The sequence below is a fragment of the Ruegeria sp. BF6 genome (assembly GCF_056538665.1).
In genome coordinates, this window is the sequence record NZ_JBQFTN010000019.1 from 17,053 (window position 1) to 33,612 (window position 16,560).

Below are 16,560 nucleotides of genomic sequence, written 5' to 3' on the forward strand. Positions count from 1 at the left end.
TCGATTCCGTGCAACAAGTTCCAGAATTGGGCGTTTAGTCGCGGTGTCTATACCTTGCCTCTTGCGAGGGGAAGCCTTAGACACCCCGCAGACAGCTGAAATGGACTCGCGATCAATGTTCGACACGATGACAGTTACCAAGGCCGCCGCAGGCCTGTTTGGCACCTTCCTGGTGCTGCTTCTGGCAAAATGGGGCGCCGAGGCGCTGTACCATGCCGATGGGCATGGCGAGACGGCCTCATATATCATCGAAACCGAAAGCGCGGGTGAAAGCGCCGACGGCGAAGAGGTGGTATTCGAAGACATGCTGGCCGCTGCCGATCCGGACAAGGGCGCAAAAGTCTTCCGCAAATGCTCGGCTTGCCACAAGCTTGAAGATGGTGCCAACGGCACCGGCCCGTATCTGTACGGCGTTGTGGATCGTCCGGTCGCGTCGGCGAACGGCTTCGGCGGTTATTCGCCCGGGATGCAGGCTCATGGCGGCAACTGGACACCCGAAGCTTTGGACGCATTCCTGGCCAACCCGAAAAGCTATATCTCGGGCACTTCCATGAGCTTTGCCGGCCTGAAAAAGCCGCAGGAGCGCGCCGACCTGATTGCTTATCTGCAGACCATCGGCAACTGATCCTTTGATCGACCGCACCGAGTTTCAAAGCCGCTGCCCCGCGCAGCGGCTTTATTTTTGCCTAACGACATCTTCACAAAGCGTTCACGCATTCTAAACTTGAACCTGACAGTGCTGGTCATTTAGCTGGCGCGCGCAAGATATAAACTGACCGGATAATCAGGAGAGGCAGCCATGGCGAAAAAAAGTGTTTCGGGCGCGGGGTTCCAGATCGACCGCAGAACCACGTTGCAGATGCTGGGCGGCGGCCTCCTGACGTCAACGCTTGCGCCAGTGCCGGGGTTCGCAGCAGGTGCGGCGGAACCTGAAATCATTCGCGCGCATGGGTATTCGTTCTTTGGCGACCTCAAATACCCGCCGGACTTCAAGCATTTCGATTACGTGAACCCGAACGCTCCGATCGGAGGCGAGATTTCGGTTGCTTCGCGAGGAACCTTCGATGGCATGAACCGCTTCAACTGGCAGGGCAAAGCGGGTCTCTACTCCGGATTGATCGCGGAAAGTATGTTTGGTGACAGCCCATTTGGATCGGCCTCGCCTGCAGACTCAATTACAGAAGCCTATGGTCTGCTGGCGGAAGCCGTCGAATACCCCAGCACCAAGGAATGGTGCATTTTCTATATGCGGCCCGAGGCTCGTTTTGCCGATGGCACACCGCTGACAGCGCATGATGCAGCGTTCACCCATGACCTGTTCCTCGATCAGGGCATTCGCAGCTATGCGCGGGCCGTTAAGCAGCGCATCGAAGGGTACGAGATCATTGATGATCACACGATCAAGTATAATTTCGTTGACGGTATCTCGCGCCGATCGCTTATCTCGCAGGTCGGCGGAACGCCCGTTTTCTCGAAAGCCTGGTACGAAGAAACCGGCGAGCGCTTGGATAAGCAAAGCCTCGTGACACCGATGGGAAGCGGACCTTATGTGCTCGATGATTATGAAATAAACCGCTACATCGTTTATCGTCGAAACCCCGACTATTGGGGTTGGCACCTGCCGATCAACGTTGGTCGGCACAACTTTGAAACCGTGCGGGTCGAATACTTTGCCGATGATTCCGCCGAGTTCGAAGCGTTCAAAGCTGGCATCTACACATTCCGCGAAGAAGGCAGCACCAAGAAATGGGCCACCGGGTACGATTTTCCGGCGGTGCAGAACGGTTATGTAAAGCGTGAGAGCATTCCCGTTATGACGCCTCCTTCGCCATCGGGTTTCATCTTCAACATGCAACGTGCCCCGTTTGACAACATCAAGGTCCGCGAGGCGCTTGGGCTGGCGTTCAACTTTGAGTGGACGTCCGAATCCCTTCAGTTTGGGCTGACGGAACCGCGCCATTCATTCGCCGAAAACTCGGAAGTCGCGGCAGATGGTTTACCCGACGAGATGGAAACAGCTTTCTTGCGGTCTTTGGGTGATATCGTTCCCGAAGAGCTTTTCACGCAAGAGGCGGTGCTTGCCCATACCTCGAATGCGGATCGTACAGTGGACCGCCGCAACAAGCGAAAGGCCCTGAAGCTGTTCGAAGAGGCCGGTTGGTCGGTGTCGAGTAGCGGTAAACTGCAGGACGCGGACGGTAATCCGCTTAAGATCACTATTATGCTCAACGCCTCGTCGTCAGACACGGCCGAGGCCATTGTGACGACTTACGCAGCAAGTCTGGAAAGCTTTGGCGTAGCGGTGACAGTCGAAAAAATCGACAGCGCACAGTGGATTCAGCGGTACTACGACAAAGATTTCGACATGATCTTTTTCCGAAACCAGCCGTTTCTGGAAGCGGGCACCGGGTTAAAGCAAGCCTATGGGTCTGAGACCGCAGTTGTTTCTTCCTATAACCCTCAATCCCTGCAGGAACCGCTTGTAGACGCCATCATAGATGCATCCCTGGACACGAAATCCCGTGAGGAAGAGATCGCTGCGCTGAAATCTCTGGACCGTGTTTTGCGGTATCTCCGAATTCAAGTCCCAACCGGATATGTCTCGGACACGTGGGTCGCTTACTACGACATGTTCGAACATCCCGAAGTCCTGCCGCCGCTGGCAGTCGGGCAGTTTGACTTCTGGTGGTTTAACGAAGAGAAGTACCAGAAACTGAAAGCTGCTGGCGCGGTGAGGTAACCGATTTGGGCGCGTATATTCTTCGCCGGCTTTTGCTGGTCATACCGACGCTACTTGGAATCATGATTGTGAACTTCACCCTGGTGCAATTTGTGCCGGGCGGCCCGATCGAGCAGATATTGGCTCAGATGCAGGGCGAAGGTGACGTGTTCGCAGGTTTCGCCGGAGGCGAGGGTGCGCCGGCCGAAGAGACCTTTGGTTCGGACAGCGAATATATCGGCGCCCGTGGTTTGCCGAAGGAATTCATCGAAGAACTGGAAAAGGAATTTGGCTTCGACAAACCTCCGGTCGAGCGGTTTCTCACAATGATGGGCAACTATATGACGCTGGATTTTGGGCAGAGCTATTTCCGCTCGATCAGCGTGATTGATCTGGTGCTGGAAAAGATGCCGGTGTCGATTTCGCTGGGGTTGTGGTCGACGCTAATCGCTTATCTGGTGTCGATTCCGCTGGGTATCCGTAAGGCGGTCAAGGACGGGTCACGCTTTGACACCTGGACCAGTGGCACCATCATCGTGGCCTATGCGATCCCCGGCTTCCTGTTTGCCATTCTGCTGCTGGTGTTGTTCGCCGGCGGCTCTTACTGGCAGATTTTCCCGCTGCGGGGGCTGACCTCGGACAATTGGGACAACCTCAGTCTGTTTGGCAAAATTGCCGACTATTTCTGGCACATCACCCTGCCGGTGATTGCCCTGACAATCTCTGCTTTTGCGACGCTGACCCTGCTGACCAAGAACTCGTTTTTGGACGAGATCAAGAAACAATACGTCATGACCGCCCGCGCCAAGGGCCTGAGCGAGGGCAAGGTGCTGTACGGCCATGTTTTCCGCAATGCCATGCTGATCGTGATTGCGGGCTTTCCGGCGGTGTTTATCGGTGTGTTCTTCAGTGGCTCGATCATCATCGAGACCATTTTTTCGCTGGACGGTCTGGGCCGTCTGGGTTTTGAAGCCGCCGTTGCGCGGGATTATCCGGTGATCTTCGGAACGCTGTTCATCTTTGGCCTGATGAGCCTTGTCGTCGGCATAATCAGCGACCTGATGTATGTGCTGGTCGACCCGCGTATCGATTTCGAAAAGCGGGAGGGGTAAATGGCATTGTCCCCCCTCAACCAGCGCCGCTGGCGCAATTTCCGGCGCAATGGTCGGGCGTTCTGGTCGCTGATCATCTTTTCGGTTCTGTTCGGCTTGTCGCTGTTTGCCGAGTTTATCGCCAATGACAAACCGATCCTGGTCAAATACCGGGGTGAGTTCTATACGCCGATCTTCAACTTCTACCCCGAGACCGAGTTCGGCGGTGATTTCCAGACGGAAGCGATCTATCGCGACCCCGAGGTACAATGCCTGATCGACAGCGGCGGGCTGGAATCGTGTTTCGACGATCCCGAAGGGATCATCGATGACATCAAGGCAGGCACATTCCAGGCGGATGGGTTCGAACGTGGCTGGTCCATCTGGCCTCTGATCCCCTATTCCTACAGCACGAGCGTGGATCGCCCCGGTGCTGCGCCTCTGCCACCCAACGGGCAGAATCTGCTGGGCACGGATGACACCAAGCGGGACGTGCTGGCGCGGGTGATCTACGGCTTCCGCCTGTCCATTTTGTTCACCCTCGTCGTCACGGGTGTGGCCAGTATGATCGGCATCTTCGCGGGCGCCATTCAGGGGTTCTTTGGCGGCTGGCTGGATCTGGTGTTCCAGCGGATCATCGAAATCTGGTCGGCCACACCATCGCTTTACGTGATCATCATCATGTTCGCCATTCTGGGGCGCAGTTTCTGGCTGTTGGTGGCGCTGATGATCCTGTTTGGCTGGACCGGTCTGGTGGGTGTGGTGCGGGCCGAGTTCCTGCGGGCGCGGAACCTGGAATACGTGCGCGCCGCGCGGGCGCTGGGCGTGGGCAACATGACGATCATGTTCCGGCACATGCTGCCCAACGCGATGGTGGCCACACTGACCTTTATGCCGTTCATCGTGACGGGTACCATTGGCGGCCTGGCCTCGCTGGATTTCCTGGGCTTCGGCCTGCCATCTTCGGCCCCGTCGCTGGGGGAACTGACGCTTCAGGCGAAACAGAACCTGCAGGCGCCGTGGCTGGCCTTCACCGCCTTTTTCACCTTTGCCATCATGCTGTCGCTTCTGGTCTTCATTTTCGAAGGCGTCCGCGATGCGTTTGATCCCAGAAAGACCTTCTCATGAGCCTGCTGGAAGTGAACAACCTCAAGGTCTCGTTCCGGCAGGACGGACAAATCAGCGCGGCGGTCAAGGGTGTGTCCTTCACCGTTGATCGGGGGGAGACAGTGGCTCTGGTGGGCGAATCCGGCTCGGGCAAATCCGTCACCGCCCTGTCCACCGTCTCGTTGCTGGGCGACAGCGCCATTGTCGAGGGATCAGTGAAATACGATGGCGACGAGATGATCGGTGCCTCGCAAGACAAGCTGATGAATGTGCGCGGCAACGACATCAGTTTTATCTTTCAGGAACCGATGACCTCGCTCAACCCGCTGCACACGATCCAGAAGCAAATGGCCGAGTCGCTGGCTCTGCACCAGGGTTTGACCGGTGACGCGGCGCGCGAGCGAATTGTGGAACTGCTGACCAAGGTCGGTATACGTGATCCGCGCGAGCGGCTGGACAGTTATCCGCATCAGCTGTCGGGTGGGCAGCGGCAACGGGTCATGATTGCCATGGCCTTGGCCAACAAGCCCGACATTCTGATCGCGGATGAACCCACAACCGCGCTGGATGTGACCATTCAGGCGCAGATCCTCGAACTGCTGGCCGAGCTCCAGAAATCCGAGAACATGGGGATGCTGTTCATCACCCATGACCTTGGTATTGTGCGGCGCATCGCTGACCGGGTCTGCGTGATGAAGGACGGCAAGATCGTAGAAACCGGCGCTACTGCCGAGATTTTCGACAACCCGCAACACTCCTATACGCGTAAGCTGCTTGGGGCCGAGCCCTCGGGCCATCCTGACCCGGTCGCGCCAGAGGCAGAAGAAGTTGCCCGGACTGACCACCTGAAGGTCTGGTTCCCGATTCAGCGCGGATTTCTGAAGCGCACGGTCGGGTATGTGAAAGCTGTCAACGATGCGACGCTGAGCGTTCGTGCAGGTGAAACGCTTGGGATTGTCGGTGAAAGCGGCTCGGGCAAGACAACGCTGGCGTTGGCCATCATGCGGCTGATCGCGTCCGAGGGCGGGATTACCTTCCGGGACCAGGACGTGCGCCGCTGGTCCACGCGTCAGCTGCGGCGGCTGCGCAAGGACATGCAGATCGTGTTTCAGGACCCGTTCGGCAGCCTCAGTCCGCGGATGACCTGCCAGCAGATCATTGCCGAAGGGTTGGCGATCCACAAAGTCGACCCGCACCGTGCCCCGCGTGAGTTGGTCACTGTGGTGATGAAAGAAGTGGGGCTCGACCCAGCGGCGATGGACCGCTACCCGCATGAGTTCTCAGGAGGGCAACGCCAGCGCATCGCCATCGCGCGGGCCATGGTGCTGCGGCCCAAATTGCTGGTGTTGGACGAACCGACCAGCGCGCTGGACATGACGGTGCAGGTGCAGATTGTTGACCTGCTGCGCGACCTTCAGCGGAAATACGGTCTGGCCTATCTGTTCATCAGCCATGACCTGAAGGTCGTCCGCGCCATGTCCCACAGTGTGATCGTCATGCGGAACGGTGATGTGGTCGAAATGGGAACGGCCGAGGATTTGTTCGAAAACGCCCAGACTGATTATACCCGCGAACTGATCGCAGCGGCGGGGTAGGGCGGGTAGTGACCCGCCCGGCCAGAGATCAAAGCCCCAGATCTTTTTTGATCTTGTTGAATTTGCTCTTTTGGGTGTCGCCTTTGACCTGTTTTTCGTACTTGTGCTTATACCAATCTGATTTCTCAGGAAGGTAACGTTCCCAAATGGTTCCGTCTGGCGCTGTCACGAACTCCCAGCACTCATTGTACAATTCTGACTTTGTTTGACCGTTCTCAGGCCAATACCAAGTTGTTTCGTTGCACAGTTTTCCTTTGTTGGTGACGTACCATTTACCGATACCGATGGAGTCTCCACTCTTGCCGACGCCGTGCATGACACCGTTGGGAGCCCAATAAAACTTGCTGCCACGGCTCCAGTTTGACGTTTTGCCGGAAAATAACTGTGCAATTTGCTGGGGATCAGTTGCCAATGCACCCTTGGGTTTCCCTTTCGCAAGGCTTTCACCGGCAAGTAGTACCAAGGAAACTACGGCAGCTGTGCTCAGGACGGATTTTGCATACCCCATAACAAAGACTCCTTTCTAACTCGTTCTTAAAAAAAGGGACGTGGTCCCGGAGGCCCTCTGACCGGCGTGCCGATCAGAGGAATTCTGGAAATGTCAGTGTGCGTTTGCCGTTTCGCGCGATGCAGATTTCGGCACTGGTCCACGCAACTCCTCGTAGTGATCAAAGCTCAGCTTGACCCAGCCAGTGCCGCGTGTGGCGCTGGCGAGAGTGCGGTGCAGTTCATCCTCGGCCACGGCGGGCAGTTGAGCGTTGAAAATCTCCCAGCCCGAGGCGTTGGGGTTACCTTCAAATCCCAAAACCTGACCCTGCAGCGAACTGATGGTCGGAACCAGATCGCCGACGAAATCCGAGGGTAGGTGAATTTCGGCGTTTAGGATCGGTTGCAGGACCACCGGTTTGGCTTGCGGCAGGGCCTCACGAACGGCGTTTTTGCCAGCTGTGCGGAAGGCGTAATCCGAACTGTCCACATTGTGGTGCTTGCCGTCGCTGAGCGTGACTTTCACATCGACCACCGGGAAACCCTCGGGGCCTTGTGCCAGCGCGTCCTTGGCGCCGTGCTCGACCGAGGGGATATAGTTCTTGGGCACCGCGCCGCCCTTGACGATCTCCTCGAACTGGAAGCCCGCACCCCGCGGCATCGGCGCGACCGAGATCACCACGTCGGCAAACTGCCCCGCGCCACCGGATTGCTTGCGATGGCGGTGGCGATGTTCGACGGGTGCGCGGATGGTTTCGCGATAGGCGGTTTCAACCTGCTCGGCCGCGATCTCGATGCCGAAATCCTCGGCCAGCTTGGCGGTGACGCGCCGCATGTGCTGCGGACCCTGCGAGCCCAAAACTGCATGGCCGCTTAGTTCATCCTGATCCAGATGCAGGCCCGGGTCGATCTCGACCAGACGGTTCAATGCGTTCGACAGTCTCACGTCATCGCGTTCATGCGCGGGGGACACGATTTGACGGAAGGCGATGGGACGGGACGACGCCCATTCCGGCAAAGGCGTCGCCTCGGTACTGTCATAGAGATTGCCGGGGTTCAGGTGGTCGGATTTTACCGCCAGCCCGATTTGCCCGGCGGGCAGATCGGATATCTGGGTTTTGGCGTCAAGCGTGGTCAGGTTCCCCACGGTCTCACCGCCCAGATTCTCATGCGCTTTTACGCCATCGCCCAGCCCGCGCAACACGACGATCTTGCCGATATGCTTTTTGACATCAGCAAATCCGGCAATGGCGCGGGCATTCTCGGCTGCTTCGTCACGGTCGGCAGCGATATCGAATTCGGGTGCCTCATGCCGCAGCGCCTTCATCAGGCGGGTCAGGCCGTTACCATGGCTGGCCGCGCCCAGGCAGGCCGGGATCAGTTGATGGTTTTGCAGCACCTGCGCGGCCAGGTCATAGACCTCGGCGCTGGGGGGTTGCTTGTCCTCGATCAGTTGCTCCAACAGGTGGTCATCGAAATCTGACAGGGTTTCCAGCAACTCGGTGCGGGCCTCCTGCTCGCGGTCTTCGACCGATTGCGGCAGTTCGATCAGGGCCGAGGGTTGCCCTTCCTGGTACTTCCAAGCCCGTTCCGAGATCAGGTCGACCGCGCCGATGATCGTGTCGCCTTCGCGTATCGGCACCTGTCGCAGGGCGATGTGCTGGGTACAATAGGTCTGAAGCGCCGCAATGATGTCGCGGATGCGTCCATTTGGATTGTCCATGCGGTTGATGAACAGGAAACAGGGGATTCCCGCCTCTTCAACGAGCCGCAGGTACGGGGCGCATAGGACGGCGGCGTTCGGGTCGGGCGGTACGACCACTACGGCGGCGTCCGAGATTGCCATGGCCGGGCCGACATAGGCCAGATTGTCGCCGCCGCCATCCACGTCGATGGCGCACCAGGGCTCGTTCAAGTAAGAAAAACCGTGCAAATGCACGGTTCCGGATACGTCGAATGTGGTGGGCCGGTCGTCGAGGCGGCTTATAGCCTCGACCAGGGTGGTTTTGCCCGATTGGCTGGGGCCGAGGACGGTGAAAACGCGCATAGGTGCTGTCCCTCTTTCAAATTGCAGATCAACTGCACGAAAAGGAAAGCCTTACGCGAATGCGTCGGCGCTATTGTCTGTTACTCGGCCTGCCTCAGGTGCGGGCGAGATGTCGCCCGCCCTGCAAGTGTGTGAAAAACCGACCCGTCGCGTCAAGCCCTGACCTCTTGGCGGGTCAGATTGCTGAGCTGTGGCCGGCTTTACTTAGATCATAGGCGTCGAAACTGCGCGCGATCATGCGGGTCAGCGGACGCGCCTCGGGCGGGATGAACAACCCGTCCTCGGTGATGCGCAACAACCCGTCAAAGGCGCTGTTGGCGTCTTGATACATGCTTTGCAGTTCGGCAGCGGAGATATTGTGGTCGCGCAGAATCTCGGCGCTGTCGATCTGGAAATCGCACATCAACGCTTCGATCAACCGGGCACGCAGGATGTCCTGCCCTTTGAACAGGTGCCCGCGCGAAGTTGAGAAGCGCCCCTCGCGGATTGCCTTGGTATGGGCGGAGGTCGCGGGTGCGTTCTGCGCATAGCCTTGCGGGAAACGCGAGATCGAGCTGGCGCCGACACCGATCAGAACTTCGGCCTGGTCGTCGGTATAGCCCTGGAAGTTCCGCTTGAGCCGCCCGGCTTTCAGCGCATGGGTCAGACCATCGTCCTGCGTGGCAAAGTGGTCGATGCCAATCTCTGCGTAGTTGTCCCACATGAACAGGCGGCGGGCGGTGTCGAACAGGTCCAGCCGCTCTTCGGGGGTGGGCAGGGCATCGGACGGGATCAGCTGTTGCCGCTTGGCCATCCACGGTACGTGGGCGTAACCGTACAGCGCCACCCGATCCGGGCTGAGCGACAGCAGTTTCTGCACGCTTTCCGTCATCCGGTTCTTGGTCTGATGCGGCAGGCCATACAGGATGTCGGCATTAAGGCTGTTGATCCCGCGCGCGCGGATCATGTCCACGGCTTCGCGGGTGGTGTCATAGCTTTGTATACGCCCGATGGTCTTTTGAATCTCATCGTCGAAATCCTGAACCCCGATCGAGGCGCGGTTCATGCCAGCCTCGGCCAGCGCGTCCAGACGGCCTTCGTCGATCTCGTTCGGATCGATCTCAACCGAGAATTCGGCGTTCGGCCCCAGCGGCACAACCTCCAGAATCCGCGCTGCCAGATCGCGCATCAGATCCGGGTTCAGCAGGGTCGGCGTACCACCGCCCCAATGCAGGCGCGACAGGGTGACACCTTCGGGCAGGCGCTCGGCCAGCAGGTCCAGCTCGGCCTTCAGTACATCCACGTAAGCGATGACCGGGTTGTCCGTCTGCGTGCCCTGCGTGCGGCAGGCGCAGAACCAGCACAGCCTGCGGCAGAATGGGACGTGGATATACAGCGATACGGAACTGCCGGGCTTGAGGCCGGAAATCCAGTCACCATAAAGACTTGCCCCCACATCATTGCTGAAATGGGGAGCAGTGGGGTAGCTTGTGTAACGCGGGACTTTCGCGTCAAATAGTCCAAGCTTTGCCAATTGTGGTTTCACTATCATGGCGATACGTTTAAGGGACGACCCGGCCAGATGCTTTGACCGAGATCAAGTGGAAACGCGCATGACACCGATATTCAAGATCGACCATACGAACTGTGGAGACTGCCCTATCCGGCATCGCGCAGTGTGCGCGCACTGCGATGCGAATGAGCTGGAAGAGCTTGAAGGTATTAAGTATTACCGCAGTTTTGAAGCGGGGCAGACGATTATTTGGTCCGGGGATCAGATGAACTTTGTCGGCTCTGTCGTGTCGGGTATCGCATCGTTGACACAGACAATGGAAGACGGGCGCACGCAAATGGTCGGCCTATTGCTGCCCAGCGACTTCGTCGGTCGGCCGGGGCGTGATTCTGCGCCCTATGACGTGCTGGCGACAACTGATCTGGTCATGTGCTGTTTTCGCAAAAAGCCATTCGAAGACCTGATGAGCAAAACGCCGCATATCGCGCATCGTCTGTTGCAGATGACTCTCGACGAACTGGACGCGGCGCGCGAATGGATGCTGGTGCTGGGGCGCAAGACCGCGCGCGAAAAGATCGCCAGCCTGCTTTCGATCATCGCCCGCCGCGACGCCTCGATCCACCAGAAGGGCAATGCCGGCCCGATCGTGTTCGACCTGCCCCTGACCCGCGAGGCGATGGCGGATTATCTAGGCCTGACGCTGGAAACAGTCAGCCGTCAGATCTCGGCCCTGAAAAAGGAACAGGTCATTCTGCTGGAAGGCAAGCGCCATGTCACGATCCCGGATATGGGGCGCCTGATGGAAGAGGCGGGAGACGACTCGGATGGTGGGTTTCTGGTCTGACACGCTTGCGGCGTGACTGAGGCTGCACACCGTGCTTTACTGGGTCCGGGTGAAGCGATCCTCAGGAGTGAACCATGGGATTCAGTAGCATTCTGGCGATGCTGTTCATCGGCGCAATCGCCGGGTGGCTGTCGGGCAAGATCATGGAAGGCCGTGGCTTTGGTTTGATTGGCAACATCATTGTTGGCATCGTCGGTGCGTTTCTTGCAGGATTGATCTTCCCGGCGCTCGGATTTGCCGTGGGCGGTGGAGTGTTCTCATCGATCTTCTTCGCCACGGTCGGGGCAGTGATCCTGCTGTTCCTGATCGGGCTGGTGAAGCGATAGGAAAACCGCCCCCGAGGGACGGCTATTGTGATCACCTTTACCTCAATGGGCCAGGAAAACCGGCACCGAGGATTGTTCCAGCATGTTCCGGGTCGCACCACCCAGAATGGCTTCACGGAACCGAGAGTGGCCGTAAGCGCCCATGACGATCATGTCCGCTTCGGTGTCCGCAGCGTGCCGGTTCAGGATATCCGACACGCGGGTCATGGTCTTGCTTAGCACGTCAATCTCGCATTTCACGCCATGGCGGGCCAGCATCTGTGACAGCAAACCGCCAGGGTCAGACCGGTCGGGGCCGTGGCGTGGCGGATCGATGACGACGATGCGCACCAGATCGGCTGCGACCAAGAACGGCAGGGCGCGGCGAATGGCACGCATGGCCTCGACGCTTTCGTTCCATCCGATCAGGATCGTGCCGGGTCGTGCAAAGGGAGTGGCGCCCTGCGGTGCGATCAAAACCGGCGCGTGACCCTCGAACATAGCGGCTTCGACGATGGGTTCGGCCTCGGCGCCGCGATCCTCTCCATAAGGTTGTGGCAGGATGACGAGGTCGGAGAATCGCGCACGATGTGCGACATGGCGGCCGATGTCCGATATCTGCGCTACACCGCTTTCGGCGGACCAGCGGGTGTCGGTCTTGCCCAGATAGGTTTTGGCGTAGGACAGGATTTCCTCGGCTTCGGCATTGGCACGATTTAGCGTTTCCTGAAGAATCAAGGCGTTAGCACCGGCGTAGTAATAGCCGGTCTGGCTGCGGTCGACACCGAGGCAGAGCGCTTCGATATGCGCGTCCTGTGCGGATGCCAGCGCCGCCATTTGGGCCAGAGCCGGATCGCTTTGGCTTGTGTCCGTCATGACGGTGAGAAGAGATTTGTAAGCCATTTTGACCTCGTGCCTGCAAAGCGTCTGACTGCGTCCTGATGACCCAGCCGCCAGAATACGATTGTCACAGAAATCAGGCTATTGTCTTGACACAGATCAAAGCAGTTCTGGCCTCTGTCGGACAAAACAGCAGCCAGTCAAATAAGCCCTGCGACACAGATAGAATCGCGCGGGGCATGGCAAAGGGACGCAATATGTCAAATTACATCAAGCTGATCGTGCTTGGTCTGATCGCGATATTCGCTGCGATCGGAACCAATTATGCACGCGATTTGGCGTATCAGGTGCACGCAATTCTGGTGATGGTGATCGCCGTTGGTTTGTTCATCTGGACGCTCAGAAATACCGATGAGCCAGATATTCTCGTGGATCGCTCGGGCGAATACATGGATGGAGTCGTCCGCTTCGGCGTGATCGCAACCGCCTTCTGGGGCGTAGTCGGGTTCCTGGCGGGAACCTTTATTGCGTTCCAGCTGGCCTTTCCGGTGCTCAACTTCGAATGGGCCCAGGGCTATCTGAACTTTGGGCGTCTTCGCCCGCTGCACACCTCGGCGGTTATTTTCGCATTTGGCGGCAACGCGCTGATCGCGACTTCGTTCTACGTCGTGCAGCGCACCAGTGCCGCGCGCCTGTGGGGCGGTAATTTGGCGTGGTTTGTGTTCTGGGGCTACCAGCTGTTCATCGTGCTGGCCGCAACGGGCTATGTGCTGGGCGGTACCCAATCGAAAGAATACGCTGAGCCTGAATGGTATGTTGACTTGTGGCTGACCATCGTCTGGGTTGCCTACCTGGCCGTTTTCCTTGGCACAGTGGTCAAGCGGAAAGAGCCGCACATCTACGTGGCCAACTGGTTCTACCTGGCCTTCATCGTCACCGTAGCGATGCTGCACCTGGTCAACAACATGACCATCCCGGTCAGCATCTGGGGTTCGAAATCGGTCATCGTCTGGTCGGGCGTACAGGACGCCATGATCCAGTGGTGGTACGGCCACAACGCTGTGGGCTTCTTCCTGACTGCAGGCTTTCTGGGCATGATGTACTATTTCATCCCGAAACAGGCCGAACGTCCGGTCTTTTCGTACAAGCTGTCGATCATCCACTTCTGGGCGCTGATCTTCCTGTATATCTGGGCTGGTCCGCACCACCTGCACTATACCGCGCTGCCAGACTGGGCTTCGACGCTGGGTATGGTGTTCTCGATTGTGCTGTGGATGCCGTCCTGGGGTGGTATGATCAACGGTCTGATGACCCTGTCGGGCGCCTGGGACAAGCTGCGCACGGACCCGGTGATCCGGATGATGGTGATCTCGGTCGGCTTCTACGGCATGTCCACCTTTGAAGGTCCGATGATGTCGATCCGCGCTGTGAACTCGCTCAGCCACTACACCGACTGGACCATTGGCCACGTGCACTCGGGCGCGCTTGGCTGGAACGGCATGATTACCTTTGGTGCGCTGTACTTCCTCGTGCCCGTCCTGTGGAAGCGTGAACGTCTGTATTCGCTACAGATGGTCAGCTGGCACTTCTGGCTCGCCACCATCGGCATCGTGCTCTACGCCGCGTCGATGTGGGTGACCGGTATCATGGAAGGCCTGATGTGGCGCGAAGTGGATGCCAACGGCTTCCTGGTGAACTCGTTCGCCGACACCGTGGCGGCCAAGTTCCCGATGTATGTGGTGCGTGCTCTGGGTGGCGTCCTGTTCGTCGCTGGTGCTGTGATCATGTGCTACAACCTGTGGATGACTGTGCGGAAAGCGCCGGCCAAAGAGGCCAGCCTGACCGTCGCGGTCCCGGCTGAATAAGGAGGGCCGGAGCTATGGCAATTCTCGACAAACATAAGATCCTCGAGACCAACGCGACCCTCCTGCTGATCTTCAGCTTTCTGGTCGTAACCATCGGTGGCCTGGTGCAGATCACCCCGCTGTTCTATCTTGAGAACACCATCGAGAAGGTGGAGGGCATGCGCCCTTACACCCCTCTCGAAATGGCGGGCCGTGAGATCTACATCCGTGAAGGCTGCTATGTCTGCCACAGCCAGATGATCCGCCCGATGCGGGACGAGGTCGAACGCTATGGGCACTACTCGCTGGCGGCCGAGTCGATGTATGACCACCCGTTCCAGTGGGGCTCCAAACGTACAGGGCCTGATCTGGCACGCGTGGGTGGCCGTTATTCGGACCAGTGGCATGTGGACCACCTGCGTGATCCGCAGTCGGTTGTGCCGGAATCGGTGATGCCGAAATACGGCTTCCTCGAGCACCGCAAGATCGACGGCAAGTATATCGGTGATGTAATGGCGGCAAACGCCGTAGTGGGCACGCCCTATACCGAAGAGATGCTGGCCAACGCCCAGGCGGACTTCCGTGCGCAGGCTGATCCGGACAGCGACTATGACGGGCTGCTGGAACGCTATGGCGACAAGGTCAGCGTTCGCAACTTCGACGGTCAGCCCGAACTGACCGAAGCGGATGCGCTGGTCGCTTACCTGCAGATGCTGGGTACGCTGGTCGACTTTTCGACCTTTACCCCAGACGCGAGCCGCTAAGGAGGGTGTGATGGAAGAATATACTCTCTTACGGCAATTCGCGGATAGCTGGATGCTGTTGCTTTTGTTTGCCTTCTTTGTTGGCATCGTCATCTGGGTTTTCCGCCCTGGCGCCAGCAAGGAATACAAGGACACCGCCAACATCCCGTTCCGGCATCAAGACAAACCGGCCACATCCGAGGAGGCGCGGCAATGAGCAAACCATCTGAAAAACTGCCGGGCGATCCAAATACAACCGGACATACCTGGGACGGCATCGAAGAATTCGACAATCCAATGCCGCGATGGTGGCTGTGGACCTTCTACGCCACCATCATCTGGGGCGTGATCTACACGATCATGTATCCGGCTTGGCCGTTGGTCCATTCGGCGACTGCAGGTGTTCTGGGCTGGTCCACACGTGAAATCGTGCAAGAGGATATGGTGGCGTTCGAAGAGGCCAACGCACCGTGGAATGCCAAGCTGGTCGAAACGCCGTTAGAGCAGATCTCGGCTGACGCTGAGTTGCAGCAATACGCGGTGAACTCGGGTGGTGCTGTGTTCCGCACCTGGTGTGCGCAGTGTCACGGCTCGGGGGCACAGGGTGCAACTGGCTTCCCGAACCTGCTGGACGATGCCTGGCTGTGGGGCGGTACGCTCGAGGACATCGAGTTCACCATTGCCCACGGTATTCGGAACGAGGAAAGCGATGATGCGCGCTATTCCGAGATGCCGGCCTTTGGCGAAATGCTTGAACAAGACGAAATCACTCAGGTGGTTCAGTATGTCATGTCGCTGACCAATGCGCAGACCGACGATGCGGCGGCGCAGGCGGGCAAGGTTGTCTTCGAAGACAACTGTGCGGCTTGCCACGGCGAAGACGGCAAAGGCGATGTCTTCCAGGGCGCGCCGAACCTGACCGACGCGATCTGGCTCTATGGCGGCAGTGAAGAGGCTCTGACCGAAACGGTCACCTACAGCCGTTTTGGTGTGATGCCTGCTTGGGAAAACCGTCTGACCGACGCGCAGATTCGCGCTGTCTCGGCTTACGTCCACCAGCTTGGTGGTGGTCAGTAAGGTTTAAAGAATACCTTCGGACGGTTCGCCGCCGAAGGTTGAGGCACCGGCTGTTCCATCTGTTCGCGCGTTTCCTGAACAGCCGGTGCTACATTTCCAGGCCAGTAATCCAAAATGTACCGGTCCAGTGCACCTATTACTTGGAGCACGAACCTGTGACGCGCAAGCTTTTCTTCCACCAGTGATCATCAGAAAGCCACTTTGGCTTTGGCGGTTCGTCGCGCGGCTCGGTTTGGGTGGCGACCATGAAAGTTCTGGCAAGAATAGACAGCATCTGATCTCTCCTGAATGTGGGTCCAACTGGATTCAAGATTGATCTGCGGGCGCGGAAATGCGACTCAATTGATGTGTGAAAATGTAAGGTGGACTT

At 58.2% G+C, this 16,560-nt stretch carries 16 protein-coding genes; 11 read left to right on the forward strand and 5 right to left on the reverse strand.

The features are described 5' to 3' along the window. Positions 1 to 115: 115 nt before the first annotated feature. From ACR0IM_RS21890 to ACR0IM_RS21910, 5 genes are all read left to right on the forward strand, one after another. Entirely contained in the window at positions 116 to 625 is a 510-nt protein-coding gene (locus ACR0IM_RS21890; protein ID WP_480595531.1) for a c-type cytochrome, read from the forward strand. Between the two features lie 174 nt (positions 626 to 799). Then, positions 800 to 2,740, forward strand: a complete 1,941-nt coding sequence (locus ACR0IM_RS21895) for an extracellular solute-binding protein (RefSeq protein ID WP_480643197.1) — start codon at positions 800 to 802, stop codon at positions 2,738 to 2,740. A gap of 5 nt (positions 2,741 to 2,745) precedes the next feature. Then, positions 2,746 to 3,831 carry a microcin C ABC transporter permease YejB gene (locus tag ACR0IM_RS21900; protein WP_480595503.1) on the forward strand — a complete coding sequence of 362 codons (1,086 nt, stop codon included), beginning with the start codon at positions 2,746 to 2,748 and terminating at the stop codon, positions 3,829 to 3,831. Then, a complete protein-coding gene (locus tag ACR0IM_RS21905; protein WP_480595504.1) occupies positions 3,832 to 4,938 on the forward strand; it encodes an ABC transporter permease in 1,107 nt (368 codons plus the stop codon). After that, positions 4,935 to 6,512 (forward strand): ABC transporter ATP-binding protein, encoded by a 1,578-nt coding sequence (locus tag ACR0IM_RS21910; RefSeq protein ID WP_480683228.1) that lies wholly within the window; start codon positions 4,935 to 4,937, stop codon positions 6,510 to 6,512. The genes ACR0IM_RS21905 and ACR0IM_RS21910 overlap by 4 nt, the downstream gene beginning before the upstream one ends. Before the next feature lie 28 nt (positions 6,513 to 6,540). Here the strand turns inward: ACR0IM_RS21910 and ACR0IM_RS21915 are convergent, their stop codons facing one another. From ACR0IM_RS21915 to hemN, 3 genes are all read right to left on the reverse strand, one after another. After that, positions 6,541 to 7,020: a DUF995 domain-containing protein gene (locus ACR0IM_RS21915; protein WP_480643203.1), complete on the reverse strand. Its 480-nt coding sequence runs from the start codon at positions 7,018 to 7,020 to the stop codon at positions 6,541 to 6,543. 93 nt (positions 7,021 to 7,113) lie between these two features. Next, a complete protein-coding gene (locus ACR0IM_RS21920) occupies positions 7,114 to 9,045 on the reverse strand; it encodes an elongation factor G (RefSeq protein WP_480683229.1) in 1,932 nt (643 codons plus the stop codon). A 175-nt stretch (positions 9,046 to 9,220) separates the two neighbouring features. Next, a complete protein-coding gene (hemN, locus tag ACR0IM_RS21925) occupies positions 9,221 to 10,576 on the reverse strand; it encodes an oxygen-independent coproporphyrinogen III oxidase (protein WP_480643205.1) in 1,356 nt (451 codons plus the stop codon). A 61-nt stretch (positions 10,577 to 10,637) separates the two neighbouring features. On the opposite strand from hemN, the gene fnrL reads away from it, so the two are divergent. Both fnrL and ACR0IM_RS21935 read left to right on the forward strand, forming a co-directional pair. Beyond that, positions 10,638 to 11,381 carry a transcriptional regulator FnrL gene (gene fnrL, locus ACR0IM_RS21930; RefSeq protein WP_480595509.1) on the forward strand — a complete coding sequence of 248 codons (744 nt, stop codon included), beginning with the start codon at positions 10,638 to 10,640 and terminating at the stop codon, positions 11,379 to 11,381. A gap of 74 nt (positions 11,382 to 11,455) precedes the next feature. Further along, positions 11,456 to 11,707: a GlsB/YeaQ/YmgE family stress response membrane protein gene (locus ACR0IM_RS21935; protein WP_480595510.1), complete on the forward strand. Its 252-nt coding sequence runs from the start codon at positions 11,456 to 11,458 to the stop codon at positions 11,705 to 11,707. A gap of 42 nt (positions 11,708 to 11,749) precedes the next feature. On the opposite strand, the gene ACR0IM_RS21940 is transcribed toward ACR0IM_RS21935, so the two are convergent. Next, entirely contained in the window at positions 11,750 to 12,589 is an 840-nt protein-coding gene (locus ACR0IM_RS21940) for a universal stress protein (protein ID WP_480595511.1), read from the reverse strand. Between the two features lie 194 nt (positions 12,590 to 12,783). On the opposite strand from ACR0IM_RS21940, the gene ccoN reads away from it, so the two are divergent. The 4 genes from ccoN to ccoP are packed head-to-tail and all read left to right on the forward strand — an operon-like array spanning position 12,784 to position 16,190. Next, entirely contained in the window at positions 12,784 to 14,391 is a 1,608-nt protein-coding gene (gene ccoN / locus ACR0IM_RS21945) for a cytochrome-c oxidase, cbb3-type subunit I (protein WP_480643206.1), read from the forward strand. Positions 14,392 to 14,405: 14 nt separating this feature from the next. Then, positions 14,406 to 15,134, forward strand: coding sequence for a cytochrome-c oxidase, cbb3-type subunit II (gene ccoO / locus ACR0IM_RS21950; RefSeq protein WP_480595513.1), 729 nt, complete (start codon positions 14,406 to 14,408; stop codon positions 15,132 to 15,134). A gap of 10 nt (positions 15,135 to 15,144) precedes the next feature. After that, positions 15,145 to 15,330 (forward strand): cbb3-type cytochrome c oxidase subunit 3, encoded by a 186-nt coding sequence (locus tag ACR0IM_RS21955; protein ID WP_170328812.1) that lies wholly within the window; start codon positions 15,145 to 15,147, stop codon positions 15,328 to 15,330. Beyond that, on the forward strand, positions 15,327 to 16,190 hold the full coding sequence (ccoP, locus tag ACR0IM_RS21960; RefSeq protein WP_480595514.1) for a cytochrome-c oxidase, cbb3-type subunit III: 864 nt from the start codon (positions 15,327 to 15,329) through the stop codon (positions 16,188 to 16,190). The genes ACR0IM_RS21955 and ccoP overlap by 4 nt, the downstream gene beginning before the upstream one ends. Before the next feature lie 136 nt (positions 16,191 to 16,326). Here ccoP and ACR0IM_RS21965 read toward each other — a convergent pair whose 3' ends face one another. Then, on the reverse strand, positions 16,327 to 16,464 hold the full coding sequence (locus tag ACR0IM_RS21965) for a hypothetical protein (protein ID WP_480683231.1): 138 nt from the start codon (positions 16,462 to 16,464) through the stop codon (positions 16,327 to 16,329). Positions 16,465 to 16,560: the final 96 nt, after the last annotated feature.